General features: G+C 43.8%; 8 protein-coding genes, 3 rRNA genes and 2 pseudogenes. 5 read left to right on the top strand and 8 right to left on the bottom strand.

Going from position 1 to position 15903, the window contains the following annotated elements; translation table 11 throughout:
- The first annotated feature begins 84 nt into the window (after window positions 1-84).
- The 4 genes from tsaB (at window position 85) to rrf (ending at window position 5856) form a co-directional block, all read left to right on the top strand.
- Complete coding sequence (gene tsaB, locus NG743_RS15310; RefSeq protein WP_027403579.1) at window positions 85-744, top strand: tRNA (adenosine(37)-N6)-threonylcarbamoyltransferase complex dimerization subunit type 1 TsaB; 660 nt, start codon at window positions 85-87, stop codon at window positions 742-744.
- Window positions 745-1028: 284 nt separating this feature from the next.
- Window positions 1029-2515, top strand: a 16S ribosomal RNA gene (locus tag NG743_RS15305).
- Window positions 2516-2788: 273 nt separating this feature from the next.
- Window positions 2789-5613 (top strand): 23S ribosomal RNA (locus NG743_RS15300).
- A gap of 125 nt (window positions 5614-5738) precedes the next feature.
- Window positions 5739-5856, top strand: a 5S ribosomal RNA gene (gene rrf / locus NG743_RS15295).
- The 16S, 23S and 5S rRNA genes sit together here, the layout of an rRNA operon.
- A gap of 76 nt (window positions 5857-5932) precedes the next feature.
- On the opposite strand, the pseudogene NG743_RS15290 reads toward rrf, so the two are convergent.
- The 8 genes and pseudogenes from NG743_RS15290 to NG743_RS15250 all read right to left on the bottom strand — a co-directional run.
- Window positions 5933-6440: pseudogene (locus NG743_RS15290) on the bottom strand (RNA-guided endonuclease InsQ/TnpB family protein); the annotation flags it as partial.
- Between the two features lie 7 nt (window positions 6441-6447).
- A pseudogene (locus NG743_RS15285) lies at window positions 6448-6753 on the bottom strand (zinc ribbon domain-containing protein); the annotation flags it as partial.
- Between the two features lie 625 nt (window positions 6754-7378).
- Window positions 7379-8416 carry a c-type cytochrome biogenesis protein CcsB gene (gene ccsB, locus NG743_RS15275; protein ID WP_027403575.1) on the bottom strand — a complete coding sequence of 346 codons (1038 nt, stop codon included), beginning with the start codon at window positions 8414-8416 and terminating at the stop codon, window positions 7379-7381.
- Window positions 8417-9406: 990 nt separating this feature from the next.
- Window positions 9407-11086 (bottom strand): iron uptake porin, encoded by a 1680-nt coding sequence (locus NG743_RS15270; RefSeq protein WP_193962903.1) that lies wholly within the window; start codon window positions 11084-11086, stop codon window positions 9407-9409.
- A gap of 216 nt (window positions 11087-11302) precedes the next feature.
- A complete protein-coding gene (phoU, locus tag NG743_RS15265) occupies window positions 11303-11971 on the bottom strand; it encodes a phosphate signaling complex protein PhoU (protein ID WP_027403573.1) in 669 nt (222 codons plus the stop codon).
- Between the two features lie 30 nt (window positions 11972-12001).
- Entirely contained in the window at window positions 12002-13318 is a 1317-nt protein-coding gene (locus NG743_RS15260) for a sensor histidine kinase (protein WP_027403572.1), read from the bottom strand.
- Between the two features lie 50 nt (window positions 13319-13368).
- On the bottom strand, window positions 13369-14121 hold the full coding sequence (locus NG743_RS15255; protein ID WP_027403571.1) for a winged helix-turn-helix domain-containing protein: 753 nt from the start codon (window positions 14119-14121) through the stop codon (window positions 13369-13371).
- Window positions 14122-14498: 377 nt separating this feature from the next.
- Window positions 14499-15068 carry a pentapeptide repeat-containing protein gene (locus tag NG743_RS15250; RefSeq protein ID WP_027403570.1) on the bottom strand — a complete coding sequence of 190 codons (570 nt, stop codon included), beginning with the start codon at window positions 15066-15068 and terminating at the stop codon, window positions 14499-14501.
- Between the two features lie 256 nt (window positions 15069-15324).
- On the opposite strand from NG743_RS15250, the gene NG743_RS15245 reads away from it, so the two are divergent.
- Window positions 15325-15903 (top strand): hypothetical protein, encoded by a 579-nt coding sequence (locus tag NG743_RS15245; RefSeq protein ID WP_257120370.1) that lies wholly within the window; start codon window positions 15325-15327, stop codon window positions 15901-15903.

Raw genomic sequence — 15903 nt, 5'->3', positions numbered from 1 at the left:
ATTTTCAACGCCAACCTACTTATTTCACCTCTAACTTCTGAATTATGCTGTAATGTTTATCATAAAAATATATTTGCATTTACCTTGACAACCATAATTAAACATCTCTCATCGGATAAATACGCTTTAGCATTACACACAACCACACCAGAACTCGGTTTAGCAATTAGCAACTTTGCAGACTATCCCCAATCTCAAGTTTGGAACTTAGGGCGTGACGTATCCAGTCATATTCATCAATACTTAATTGAAGTGATTAAACCACGAACCTGGGCAGACCTAGAATTTATCGCCGTTGCCAAAGGTCCTGGTGGTTTTACAGGAACTCGTATTGGTGTTGTCACCGCTCGGACACTAGCACAACAGCTAAAAATTCCCGCATTTACAGTTTCCACCCTAGCCGCAGTAGCTTGGCAAGAATATAAATTACAAAGAAATTACCAACATCCAATAATTGCCGTAGAAATGCCAGCTCAGAGGGGACAAGTTTTTGGTGCTATTTATCAACCCAACCCTGATAATTCTGGCATTACTGCTCTATTACCAGATGCAGTGTTCACCCCAGCCGCATGGCAAAAAACCCTAACTAATTGGCATAACAATCAGTTAATATTAGCCACATCTCACTTAGCCGCCACCGTCAACAGCATTTTAGAATTAGCCTATTTAGATTGGCAGCAAGGAAAAAATCCCCATTGGTCAGAAGCCCTACCTTATTATGGTCAACACCCAGTAGATATTTAAAATTATAAGGAAGAACGCCGAAAAACCTTGCTATATAAAGCCCTTGACCGGAAATAGCCTCTGATTTTACCCACCCCTAAAAAAATATTTCTCAAACCCCTTGACAGAAAAAGGAAGGATTGCTATGTTAGATAAGTGCCGAGAGAAAGAAACGACTCCCGGACAACTGAACCGAGAAAAAATAATACTTTGAAAGAATAGATTAAACCAATCCTCGTCGTAAAGATAATTGAAAGAGGATTCGAGATTTTAACTAATTTCGGAGCCAACAAACTCGAAAACACAAAATGGAGAGTTTGATCCTGGCTCAGGATGAACGCTGGCGGTATGCTTAACACATGCAAGTCGAACGGTCTTTTCGGAGATAGTGGCGGACGGGTGAGTAACGCGTAAGAATCTACCTTCAGGTTGGGGACAACCACTGGAAACGGTGGCTAATACCCAATGTGCCGAGAGGTGAAAGGCTTGCTGCCTGAAGAAGAGCTTGCGTCTGATTAGCTAGTTGGTGGGGTAAGAGCCTACCAAGGCGACGATCAGTAGCTGGTCTGAGAGGATGATCAGCCACACTGGGACTGAGACACGGCCCAGACTCCTACGGGAGGCAGCAGTGGGGAATTTTCCGCAATGGGCGAAAGCCTGACGGAGCAATACCGCGTGAGGGAGGAAGGCTCTTGGGTTGTAAACCTCTTTTCTCAGGGAAGAACAAAATGACGGTACCTGAGGAATAAGCATCGGCTAACTCCGTGCCAGCAGCCGCGGTAATACGGAGGATGCAAGCGTTATCCGGAATGATTGGGCGTAAAGGGTCCGCAGGTGGCATTGTAAGTCTGCTGTTAAAGAGTTTGGCTCAACCAAATAAAAGCAGTGGAAACTACAAAGCTAGAGTGTGGTCGGGGCAGAGGGAATTCCTGGTGTAGCGGTGAAATGCGTAGATATCAGGAAGAACACCGGTGGCGAAGGCGCTCTGCTAGGCCAAGACTGACACTGAGGGACGAAAGCTAGGGGAGCGAATGGGATTAGATACCCCAGTAGTCCTAGCCGTAAACGATGGATACTAGGCGTAGCTCGTATCGACCCGAGCTGTGCCGTAGCTAACGCGTTAAGTATCCCGCCTGGGGAGTACGCAGGCAACTGTGAAACTCAAAGGAATTGACGGGGGCCCGCACAAGCGGTGGAGTATGTGGTTTAATTCGATGCAACGCGAAGAACCTTACCAAGGCTTGACATGTCACGAATTCCGTTGAAAGATGGAAGTGCCTTCGGGAGCGTGAACACAGGTGGTGCATGGCTGTCGTCAGCTCGTGTCGTGAGATGTTGGGTTAAGTCCCGCAACGAGCGCAACCCTCGTTTTTAGTTGCCAGCATTAAGTTGGGCACTCTAGAGAGACTGCCGGTGACAAACCGGAGGAAGGTGGGGATGACGTCAAGTCAGCATGCCCCTTACGTCTTGGGCTACACACGTACTACAATGCTACGGACAAAGGGCAGCTACACAGCGATGTGATGCGAATCTCATAAACCGTAGCTCAGTTCAGATCGAAGGCTGCAACTCGCCTTCGTGAAGGAGGAATCGCTAGTAATTGCAGGTCAGCATACTGCAGTGAATTCGTTCCCGGGCCTTGTACACACCGCCCGTCACACCATGGAAGTTGGTCACGCCCGAAGTCGTTACCCCAACCGCAAGGAGGGGGATGCCTAAGGTAGGACTGATGACTGGGGTGAAGTCGTAACAAGGTAGCCGTACCGGAAGGTGTGGCTGGATCACCTCCTTTTAGGGAGACCTAATCCATTTAGAACTCGAAAGCAATGCAAATTGTGAATAGAAACTAAATTGGTCTAACCTAGGTCGGTCGAGATTGGTAGATATCTTTCAAAGTATTATTCGGCTTAGTTCAAAAATTGAATCAAAGTCAGCACCTAACAAACATAGTTAGACTGCTGGGTTAAATTCCAGCCAGAACCTTGAAAACTGCATAAGAGAAAGAGAAAAAGCACCGCAGACACAGACATTGAGATGGATGTGAAAGCAAACAAGAAGAAATTGTGGTCAAGCTAATAAGGGCTAATGGTGGATACCTAGGCACACAGAGGCGAAGAAGGACGTGGTTACCGACGAAATGTTCCGGGGAGTTGGAAGCAAACTAAGAGCCGGAAATGTCCGAATGGGGCAACCCTATGTACTACCTGTTGAATATATAGACAGGAAAGAGCCAACCCAGCGAACTGAAACATCTTAGTAGCTGGAGGAAGAGAAATCAAACTAGAGATTCCCTAAGTAGTGGTGAGCGAAAGGGGAAGAGCCTAAACCAAGGGATTTATTCTTTGGGGTCGTGGGACAGCAATATCGAATCTAGAGGCTAGACGAAACAGCTAAATACTGTACCAGAGGGGGTGAAAGTCCCGTAGTTGAAAGTCAAAGGATAGTAGCTGAATCCCGAGTAGCATGGAGCACGAGGAATTCCATGTGAATCAGCGAGGACCACCTCGTAAGGCTAAATACTACTGTGTGACCGATAGTGAACAAGTACCGCGAGGGAAAGGTGAAAAGAACCCCGGAAGGGGAGTGAAATAGAACATGAAACCATAAGCTTACAAGCAGTGGGAGTCCGATTTAACGGATGACCGCGTGCCTGTTGAAGAATGAGCCGGCGACTTATAGGCACTGGTAGGTTAAAGCGAGAATGCTGGAGCCAAAGGGAAACCGAGTCTGAAGAGGGCGAGATATCAGTGTTTATAGACCCGAACCCTGGTGATCTAACCATGTCCAGGATGAAGCTTGGGTAACACCAAGTGGAGGTCCGAACCGACCGATGTTGAAAAATCGGCGGATGAGGTGTGGTTAGGGGTGAAATACCAATCGAACCAGGAGCTAGCTGGTTCTCCCCGAAATGTGTTGAGGCGCAGCGGTTGTGATTAAATCTGGGGGGTAAAGCACTGTTTCGGTGCGGGCTGGGAGACCGGTACCAAATCGAGACAAACTCAGAATACCCAGAGAACACACAGCCAGTGAGACAGTGGGGGATAAGCTTCATTGTCAAGAGGGAAACAGCCCAGACCACCAGCTAAGGTCCCCAAATCATCACTAAGTGATAAAGGAGGTGAGATTGCCTAGACAACTAGGAGGTTTGCCTAGAAGCAGCCACCCTTGAAAGAGTGCGTAATAGCTCACTAGTCAAGCGATCTTGCGCCGAAAATGAACGGGGCTAAGTGATGTACCGAAGCTGTGGGATTAATTTATTAATCGGTAGGGGAGCGTTCCGTCGTAGGTAGAAGCAGTAGCGGCGAGCAGCTGTGGACGAAACGGAAGTGAGAATGTCGGCTTGAGTAGCGCAAATGTATGTGAGAATCATACACCCCGAAACCCTAAGGGTTCCAGAGCCAGGTTCGTCCACTCTGGGTTAGTCGGGACCTAAGGCGAGGCCGAACGGCGTAGTCGATGGACAAAGTGTCAATAGTCACTTACTGTTCTGTGGGAGCATAGATAGGGACGCATAAAAGGTAGCCATACCCTGATTGGTTTGGGAGGAGTTTACGAACTCCGCGTGGTGAAGGATAGTGCCAAGAAAAGCTATTTATGTGATGAAGATAGAACACCCGTACCCGAAACCGACACAGGTAGGGAGGTTGAGAATACCAAGGGGCGCGAGATAACTCTCTCTAAGGAACTCGGCAAAATGGCCCCGTAACTTCGGAAGAAGGGGTGCCCACCTAAGCAGTGGGTCGCAGTGAAGAGATCCAAGCGACTGTTTACCAAAAACACAGGTCTCCGCCAACTCGCAAGAGGACGTATGGGGGCTGACGCCTGCCCAGTGCCGGAAGGTTAAGGAAGTTGGTCAGCGAAAGTGAAGCTGACGACCGAAGCCCCGGTGAACGGCGGCCGTAACTATAACGGTCCTAAGGTAGCGAAATTCCTTGTCGGGTAAGTTCCGACCCGCACGAAAGGCGTAACGATTTGGATGGTGTCTCAGAGAGAGACTCGGCGAAATAGGAATGTCTGTGAAGATACGGACTGCCTGCACCTGGACAGAAAGACCCTATGAAGCTTTACTGTAGCCTGGAATTGTGTTCGGGCTTCGCTTGCGCAGGATAGGTGGGAAGCGGTGAACTATTCCTTTTGGGGAATAGGGAGCTAACGGTGAGATACCACTCTGGCGAAGCTAGAATTCTAACCCATCTCCGTCAGCCGGAGAGGGAACAGTTTCAGGTGGGCAGTTTGACTGGGGCGGTCGCCTCCTAAAAGGTAACGGAGGCGCGCAAAGGTTCCCTCAGCACGCTTGGAAACCGTGCGAAGAGTGTAAAGGCAGAAGGGAGCTTGACTGCAAGACCGACAAGTCGAGCAGGTACGAAAGTAGGCCTTAGTGATCCGACGGCGCAGAGTGGAATGGCCGTCGCTCAACGGATAAAAGTTACTCTAGGGATAACAGGCTGATCTCCCCCAAGAGTCCACATCGACGGGGAGGTTTGGCACCTCGATGTCGGCTCATCGCAACCTGGGGCGGAAGTACGTCCCAAGGGTTGGGCTGTTCGCCCATTAAAGCGGTACGTGAGCTGGGTTCAGAACGTCGTGAGACAGTTCGGTCCATATCCGGTGCAGGCGCAAGAGTATTGAGAGGAGTCCTCCTTAGTACGAGAGGACCGGGAGGAACGCACCGCTGGTGTACCAGTTATTGTACCAACAGTAAACGCTGGGTAGCCAAGTGCGGAGAGGATAACCGCTGAAAGCATCTAAGTGGGAAGCCCACCTCAAGATGAGTACTCTCACTACGATAAGTAGGTAAGGTCACGGGCAGAACACCCGTTAATAGGCTCTAAGTGGAAGTACAGCAATGTATGAAGCTGAGGGGTACTAATAGACCGAGGGCTTGACCTCTATTCAATTTGTTATTGTGATTTCTCTTTCTCAAATGCAGTCTTCAGGGTTTTGTGAATTTTAGATTTTAGATTTTGGATTGATAAGTCCAATCTAAAATCCAAAATCCAAAATCATCAGGCTTTCCTGGTGTCTATGGCGCGGTGGAACCACACTGATCCCTTCCCGAACTCAGAGGTGAAACGCTGCTGCGGCGACGATAGTTTGGGGGTAGCCCCACGTGAAAATAGCTCGATGCCAGGTCTATTATTCCATACAGTAAAACCTCCTCTGTTCTTTTAGAGGGGGTTTTGTTTTAGTTATTAAGTACCTGAGTGAACTACCCACACTGACTTGGAGTACCAAGTACAGCGTCGGCTTCTGTACTCACAGGGGAGTGCCGCAACTTAGACTTTCGCCCAAGTTTTGGTCTGATCTCCCCTCCTACAGCAGAGACGGCTGATAGCCTGCGTGGCGAAGCCATACCTTCCGCCTTGATAATTTCGGCTGCGCTACCTCGACTGCGCTCGGCACAAGTCAATGCAAGCATTCTGATACCTTCTGCTCTAATATTTATCGCTGCATTACCATCACGATCATGATGAGTGCCACAATGAGGACAAGTCCATACGGACATCCAATGGCATATCACTTACTTGATAGAAACAATTAGAGCAAAGCTTAGAACTGGGAAACCATCTATCAATCTCAACCAACTTTCCGCCTTTGTGTTCTAGCTTATAGGCTAGAAAATTGGTGAATGTTTCCCGTCCTGCATCAGATATTTATTTTGCCAAATTGTGATTACGTACCATGCCCAAGACATGAAGATTCTCTACTTTGACACTCCCCGGTCTAAAGACGCGGGGATTCTAGATTCACAGACTCACCGTTAGACGACAGGTTAACACCAATCGCCCAAGAGGGCAAATCTCCTGTAGCGTAAGTTCCCGTATGCCCTACGGTACTTAATCCTAATGTTAGGATGTTAATACTGGCGTTAATATCCCTATCTTCAACAAACCCACAATGATGACAAACATGAGTTCTAGTCGCTAGAGATTTTTGGACTTTTTGACCACAATTAGCGCAATTTTGGCTTGTATTATGAGGAGGAACAGCAACCTTCACCTTCCCATATTTATGTCCAAAATATTCTAACCCACCTTCCGCACCCTAAACTGTCACACAACGAAAATTGGTCGTTTGGAGATTTGGGACTGGCGAACTGCTTGCAGCAGTGCTTCGCTATCGCTATCTGAAATTTCCCAATTTTTGTATAAAAATTATCCTTTAAGGTATTCAAAAATCCGAAATTACCGATTGTGACACCAGGGGGTGCGGAAGGTGGGTTAAAGACCTACCGGGGGACTCTCGGAAAGTTACGCTTGTCAGAGATGATTCTGCCAGTAATGGCAAACAGGATCAGGGCAAGAACCGTACATCTAAGGTAATACCTGAAAAGCGGATATTATTCGAGCAGTTGTCTTGACAATTATTCGATTAAGAATCCCCGCGTCTTTAGACCGGGGAGTGTCAACAAATCGTTAGATTAGATTGGATCGCGGAATATGCTAATCTCTTGCAATATTCTTTTCGCTGCCTACTTACCCTTAAATGTTTACGGGCATACCTATTTTTAGCTTTTAAATAGTTTTTTGATTGTGGTTGTTTTATGCCTCGGATTGATTGAGAACGATTTCGGTTTTTCCCGCCTTATATCCCGCCACTGATTTGGAGTACCAAATTCAGTGGGGGAGTTACGGCGTAATAGTTAAAGATGAACTTACAAAAACCAACCGTAAGAATGTAAACCCTTACCTAAAAGATTCACACCCAGATAACAAATCCAAACTACAACAAACCCAGCAGCGGCCAAAATTGCCGGTTTTCGACCTTGCCAACCGCGAGTTATTCTAGAATGCAGATAAGCCGCGAAAACTAACCAGGTAATTAACGCCCAAGTTTCCTTCGGGTCCCAACTCCAGTAAGAACCCCAGGCTTCATTAGCCCAAACCCCACCAGCAATAATCCCAATTGTGAGGAGAGGAAAGCCTAAACCAATAATGCGATAGCTGATATTATCGAGGGTTTCAGCTAGATTAAGACGTTGAGGTGAAAGGATTTCAGCAGTTTGAATGGGGGTACTTGTGATTAAATCTAAAACCGCAGTCCCATTTCCGTTGTTGTTACTTTCTACAAGGGAAAAACCATTAGTTTCCGCAGCGAGTGTAGATGTAACTAACTCACCAGCTTTTAGTAATTTATAACCATTACTTCGATAACCGCCATTACCAACGGAACTACCTTGTAATTGGATATTTTGACCGCGAGTAACAATTAAAAAAGCGATCGCTAACAATGCACCCACCATCAAAGCTGAATAACTCAACATCATTACACTAACGTGCATCATCAGCCAATTAGATTTTAAAGCTGGAACTAAAGGCTCTGATACCTGCATATTTGATGGTAAAGTCAGAGTCGCAAAAGCAGCAATTCCCATGGCTACAGGTGCAGTTACAACCCCCACTAAACGGCTACGACTGCTATTTTCGGCAATTAAATGGACAGCGGTAATTCCCCAAGTCAGGAAAAATAAAGATTCGTAGAGATTACTCAGGGGAAAATAACCCGCTTCGATCCATCTTGCTGCTAATAGAGTCGCCATACACAAATTAGCGATCGCCATTCCAGCCGTCCCCAAAGCCGCTGTCACCGATAAACTCGGAAAGGCTGCCCCCACCCAATACACCAACATCGTACAGAATAAGACAGCAAATGAGGCATTATCTAGCCAGTTCTGGAGTACAACCAGATCCATAAACACTTCTCTCCAGTGGATGCTTGAAAATATCAATTCCGATTTCCTTGATCCTAACTGGTTTTGGGTATTAGTAATTGGCAAGATTAATCTTCATAGTTCATAGCGCCCAGATATTTAGTTAAAAACCCAGGTGTGTAGGAGTAAAGCAAGAGCTTAATTGGTGTCAACTTAACGTAAAACCTCTATCCCGCAAAGAACTCAAGTCATCTCGTTATCTCGTTCCCAGTCTCTGACTGGGAATGAATCCTAGAAGGCTCTGCCTTCAATGATATTAGAGGCAGAGCCTCATAGCGCCCAGATATTTAGTTAAAAACCCAGGTGTGTAGGAGTAAAGCAAGAGCTTCATCGGTGTCAACTTAACGTAAAACCTCTATCCCGCAAAGAACTCAAGTCATCTCATTATCTCGTTCCCAGTCTCTGACTGGGAATGAATTCTAGAAGGCTCTGCCTTCAATGATATTAGAGGCAGAGCCTCATCAACTGCATTCCTAGTCAGAGACTAGGAACGAGATGCGGTAGTCTTGAGAATATAGTTATTATTTTATAACCGATTTACCATAAATTAGAATATCTTTGACAGTCTCCGGTCTAAAAACGCGGAGATTCTATAGAGAGTTTTAGCTTAAACAGTAGAAGCCCCTCACCTACCCGATAGGGAGGTGATGAGATGAATACGCTCAAATTTTCAAATTAACGTCAATGCAGGATAAAGCAAAGCAACTAGCTTTCATCCCTTGTCTGAAGCCCAGATGCGTTCGACTTAGGAGAACGCATCTTCAAGGGTTTTCGGCATCTACTTTATAATACCCGGCTGCTTTTTCAGTGACAGACACAGTTTTAATATCAATAGGTTGTTTGAAAGGTGGTATCCCGTAATTTTCACCACATTTTTACCTCCCTTTCCCCTTTAGAAGGGGGGAAACAAGAAAAATCTGGTTCCCTCCCCTTCACAAGAGGAGAGTTAGGGAGGGCTAACCTAACTTAATTCTAGAAAGTGAAGGTAGTCCGTAAAGTACCAACATATTCAGCGCTGTTCTTATCGTTATGCTCAGGATTCAAGATTACCAACACACCAGGAGTTACAAGAATGTTGTCGGAAAGCTTAATCTTGTACAGACCTTCTAGATGATAAGAAGTGTTTGCATCTCTGGTAATATTTGTGGCACCAGCTTTACCACCAGTCAATTTAGGTGATTGACCGAAGATGAAACCCAAGGTATTACCTTCTTTGCCGAAGTCCTTGATACCCAAAGTACCAGCCCAGTACCAGATTTCTCCACTGGTACTAGCACCTGCTAAAGTGCTGGCAGCGGTATAACCACCCCAACCGCCGACTGTGATGTTCTTAGCAGGTTGGAGGGTAGCTTGCACACCGTAGTTGCTTGATTCAATCTTAGTAGCACCAAGACCAAGATTATTAGCTCTCGCACTACCTGTTCCTAAGAATAGGTTAGGAGTACCAGATTGATAAGAATGGGCGTAAGTTAGACCAATGTTGATGGCTTTGTTAGGTTTGAAAGCCAACTGACCAAACATGGTGTTATTACCATCGAACAGTCCAGTTCCAGGTGCAGGGTTAGCTGCATTATCTCTACCTGTAGCAAAATAAGCCCCACTTAAGGCGATTTTATCATTAGGAGTGACATTAACAGTGATACCTGCACCGTCATTCGCCTGACGATAAATAGGGCTAAAACGTCCGTAGCGAGATAGAGAACCTGAACCACTGCTTCTAAAGTCGGGGTTGAAAACATTGACGTTCTCGTTCAACTCAGCACCAGTAGCATCAATCTTGACACGAATTTTGTCGCTCAAGTTGAAAGCGTAGTTGAGTTTGTCTATAGAAACAGCGTTGCTAGTATTTCCGTCATAACCCAAACGGGTCATGTTAGTACCGGTACCAAATGTTGCAGGTGTAGTGGCGGTAGCGGCAGCATTTGGGTTGTTAGCTAAAATATTACCCGCATTTAATCGAGTCTGTAATTGGTCTGTTCCTGTGAAACTGCTGTTCAAGGTCAACCGCACCCGGTCAGAGAAAGTAGCTTTGGAATCTACGTCTCGTGTTGATGCTGTTGGTGTACCAGTTGTTGTACCAGGAGCAGAAGATGGAAGTGCCACTTTATCCCCAAAAGCTTGGGATACGCTAAAAATTGCTTCACCAGATAGTTTGGTGGTGGTGGAGAATTGATTAGCTTCTAATTCGCCAGTCCGAGCTTCTAACGCATCTACTTGACCGCGAAGGGTTGCTAATTCTGTAGAATATTCTTCTTGCAAGCGCTGTAAAGTAGCTAAATCTTGCTTGCTTACCATGTCAGCAGTAGCAGTAGCAATGAGTTCATTAACGCGGTCTAAGCAGGAATTTAAACCAGCCGCAAATTCATAACGACTCAAGGCGCGATTACCACGGAAAGTACCGTTAGGATAACCAGCAACGCAACCATAACGTTCAACTAAAGATTGTAAAGCTTGAAACGCCCAATCAGTAGGTTGTACGTCGGAAAACTGAGAAACGGATGTTACTTGACCCAAACTGTTGGACTCTTGGGATAACTGAGCAACACTTGTTACTTGTTCGTTAACTTCACCAGCAAAGGCACTATTACCAGTTAGCAAGCTCAAAGCTATAACAGGGCTAACTTTGAGTATGTTCCAAAAAGCTTTCTTCATAAATTTTAGTCTCTCACACACCTAAATGAATCCAGTTTATGGTAAAGTCCCAAGGGAACTTATACATAAATGTTCTATAGTGATTCTACATTATTAATGACAATTAAAACAACTAAATATCAAAATTTTTATACAAAGTTATGATTTATTTATGATCTGGTAAATTTGAGTTTATACTCTGTTTATGGTACGTATTGATAAAGATCAATATCAAATTTACGATCGCTGACCTGTGACAATATATGTAACTCGTTGGGCAATATTAGTTGCGTGATCTGCCATGCGTTCTAAGCAACGAATTGCTAAGGTTAACAGTAAAATTGGTTCAATGACTCCGGGAAAATTTTCTTGTTGGGCAAAGGTTTGATAAAGATGCTCATAAGCATTATCTACAGCATCATCTAGCTGCTTCATTCTTTGTCCGCTGGTTTCATCCAAATCCGCTAGGGCGACCAAACAAGTTGCTAACATTGCTTGGGCGTGCTGAGACATAATGGCAATTTCTGGCAAGGAACTATGTTGAGGATAAGGGAAGAGTTTAATGGCAATTTTTGCTAAATCTTTGGCATAATCCCCAATCCGTTCTAGGTCACGAACTAACTGCATAAAAGCACTCAAACATCGTAAATCTTTTTCTGTAGGTGCTTGACGAATGATAATAGTTGTGCAGTCAGATTCTATTTGCCGATAAAAGCGATCAATTTTTTTATCTAGTTTGGGTATTTGTTCCGCTGCTATTAAGTCACCGGCAAATAAGGCTTGATGACTAAGACGAAATGATTGTTCTACTAAAGCACCCATGCGTAATAAATCCCGTTCTAAACGCCTAATAGAGCGTTCTATCTGCGGTATTTCATGATTTTGTGGATCAAATACAGTTTTCACGCTGGTTATATAAAAAGTGTATATATTTCATTAACTATAGCCTTGGCTAGGTGCATTTGTCATGATCTGAGAGAATTGAAGTTGAAGCCATGCTCCACCTGTTTCGGGATGGTTCATGGCTTTGATTACACCATTATGGGCAATAATTATTTGCTGGACAATGGCTAAACCTAATCCACTACCGGCAATTCCCGTTGTCGAATTGACTTCAACGGGTGAACGATATCGAGCTTTGTCTCCCCGATAAAAGCGTTCAAATACGTGGGGTAAATCGGCAATAGCAAAGCCAATACCAGAGTCAATAATGTTGATTTCTAACATTTGACCGTTATCAGTAGAAATTATGTTAGTTTCAATGTCAATAGTGGCTTGAGCAGGACTATATTTAATGCTATTATCTAGTAAGTTGACAAATACTCGATAAAGTTGGGATTTATCTGCTTGAATGTAGATGTTTTCTAGTCCAGTATAGTTAATACTCAAAGACTGACGTTGGGCGATGGGTTCTAGAGTTTCCCATGCTGAGATAATGAGCGATCGCATTTCCACCGATTCTAAATTTAACTGCATGGTAGGATTATTTTCCATTTGCGTCAGTTCCAACCAACTTTGCACCAAATTAATCAGTCGGTCAACTTCTTGCATTAACCTATTAACCCAACGGTCTAAAGGTGTTTCTAGACGGGTTTGCAGAGTTTCCACTACCAGACGAATTGCCGTGAGGGGTGTTCTCAGTTCATGGGCTAAATCAGAAAAAGAGCGATCGCGTTCTTGCTTCATATCTAGCACAGATTGGCAATTTTCCAAAAATACCCCCACTTGTCCCGTTGGTAGAGGTAAACTAGAAGCCCGCAAAAACATAGATTTTACCGCTGTCATCTCCCTAGCATCTTCACAAGCAGGATGAAAAACCCATTCCTGCACCTGTGGCTTTTGCCAATCACGAGTTTGTTCAATTAACTGATCTAATTCATAAGACCGCACTAATTCTAACAATAAACGCACCTGTCCTGGCTGCCACCTTTGAAGATATAAAATTTCTCGCGCTTGCTGATTGCACCATAGCAGTTGACTTTCCTCATCTACCTGCAAATATCCCACAGGTGCAAAATCTAGCAATTCCTGATACATAGACAATGATTGCTGCAAATCCTGTCGTTGTTTATTCACCATAGACATATCATGCCGTAAGCGAGGTCTTAGCAGCAACTTAATGTTATTGGTTTCATGGGAACGAGAATTTAACGGTTGCAACAATCGCTCTAAATACCAGTTTAGGTGAACCTGTTGCCAAACCCAAAAACCAAGGCCGACAACTAAACCCAGAAAAAATCCCAGCAAGAACATGGAAGTCGTTAGTTGGTGTACTATTCAAAACTAACAACTATCTTCACAAATCACCCAAATCTGTAACCAAAACCCCTCACAGTCACAATATGTTCTGGATGACTAGGATCTTCCTCCAGCTTTTCCCGTAACCAGCGAATATGAACATCCACAGTTTTGCTATCCCCCACAAAATCTGGACCCCATATCTGATCCAACAACTGCTCCCGTGACCATACTCGTCGAGTATAACTCATAAATAATTCTAACAGCCGGAACTCCTTCGGAGACAAATTCGCCTCTTCTCCACGTACCGTTACCCGACACTCTTGAGCATTTAAAGTTATATCTTTGTGCTTGAGAACCGGAACTTGTGGCAATGTACTTAAACGTTGACGACGAAGTAACGCCCGACACCGCGCCACCAATTCTCGCATACTAAACGGTTTTGTCAAATAGTCATCAGCACCTACCTCCAAGCCCAGCACTCGGTCAGTTTCACTACCTTTAGCACTCAACATCAAGATTGGCACTGAGTTACCCTGGTGACGCAAAAAACGGCAAATATCTAGACCATTAATTTGCGGCAACATCAAATCTAACAGCACTAAATCTAAAGGCAGTTTTTCAGAATTATCTTCACAATTTTTCAGATATTCTATCGCTGTTCTGCCGTCACTAGCAACAATTACATCATAACCTTCCCCTTCCAAGGCTACAACTAACATTTCCCGAATTAGTTCTTCGTCTTCGACTACGAGAATACGGCTTGTTTGGCCAATATCTGCCCTGGCGGAATATTTAGCTAATTCACTGGTATACATTAACTTTTTCAGTGTATAACAAAGTCTAGTATATTATAAATCATACCAATCATATATTTATTTTTATTTTCTTTGTACTTAAGTTAATTGCAAATTTTTATGTCAGTAATCCAGTTATCACCCTTGACAACCTCCGAGTTGTCAATTACATTGTTAGTACAAAAATACTATAATGAGGAGCTTACAAAGGGGGGTTGGGGGGATCTCGATTAATTCTGAGACTTTTCAAACATCCTCTTAGGAATATGAATTAAATAAAGTGCAAAAGCAATACTGTTCGGTTAGGGAAATGTAGGTTGGGTTGAGCGACTCTTAACCCAACAGGATTAATGATTTGCTTGGGTTTCCTTGCGTCAACCCAACCTAAGATGTAAAAATCAACTATGAATGCTACCATCAGGCATAATTGCCCCAGTTAAGAAAGTTTCACTCATATCTGTATCATCTAAATTAGCGCCTGTTAAATTCGCTTCGCATAAATTAGCCTCGCTTAAATCTGCACCACTCAAATCTGCACCTTGTAAGTCTGCTTTCCACATTCTCACACCTCCCATTTTTGCGCCACTGAGGTTTGCACCCTGCAAATTTGCGGCGGAAATTGATGCCATGTGTAAGTTAGCATCACATAAATTAGCGCCACTCAATAATGCACCGCTAAGGTCTGATTCATTTAGATGAGCAGTTTTTAATGTAGCTTGAGTCAAATCAGCACCACAGAGAATAATTTCGGATAAATGCGCTCTTGCTAATGTTGCTCCTTTGAGATTTGCCTTACTCAAATTAGCACCACTTAAAGAAGCTTCTGTTAGATTTGCTCCTCTCAAATCTGCTCCACCGAAGTCTACACCACCCAAATTGACTCCTTGTAGATTTGCTCCTGGTAAAGCAATACAGTTAAAGCTTCTTTCTCCTGTGGCATATCTATCTAAAAGTTCTTGAACATTCATAGTTTTTTAGAACTTGGTAAGTCCAATTATAAGAAAATAGGCTAAAAACCTCAGCAATTAATAAAACGGAAGTTTAGCAAATGCTAAGTAGTGAGACAGAATTAATTACACAATGTCATTGCGTTAGCCACATGGAACGAAGTGAAATGAAGCAATCGCAAGGGTTGTGATTGCTTCCCTTCGCTCGCAATGACTGTAAATATTTTTGTCCAATTACTTACAATGAAATCACCAGTCTCATAGCCATCCAGTATTTATGAATAATCATAATTTAAAACTAGGAAAATATCTAACCTTAGAAGAATTTTGTACCTGCACACAAACCTATCATAAATACGCCCAAAATATCAACCCCTATCCACAAAATCTACCAGAAGTAATTCCCGCATTACAGGATTTAAATAAATTTATCATTGACCCAGTGATAGATTATTTTGGTAGAGAAAAATTTCGACTTACCTACGGTTTTTGTTCTCCAGACTTAAAAAAGTATCTAGAGAAAAAAGATCCAATTACAGGGCAAAAAAATGGGCGTGTAGCTCCGCATCTTGACCAACATATTAGCCATGAAATCAACAAAAACGGTAAATACTACTGTGAAAGATTAGGTGCTGCTTGTGATTTTCTAATTACAGATTTACCGAGTACAGAATTAGTAGAATGGATATTACAAACAAAAATACCCTTTGATTCCCTCTACTTTTACAGTTATAACCAACCAATCCATATTAGTTATGGACAACAACATAAACGAGATATTTGGACATTCAATAACTCAGGAATCCCCACAAAAAAAGGAATTACAGATTGGGTCAAACTAGCAAAAAAAACATAA

It is taken from the genome of Dolichospermum heterosporum TAC447 (assembly GCF_024584745.1).
Classification (GTDB): Bacteria; Cyanobacteriota; Cyanobacteriia; order Cyanobacteriales; family Nostocaceae; genus Dolichospermum; species Dolichospermum heterosporum.
The sequence above is the reverse complement of the archived record's forward strand: the minus strand, read 5'-3'. Positions and strand labels throughout refer to the sequence as shown.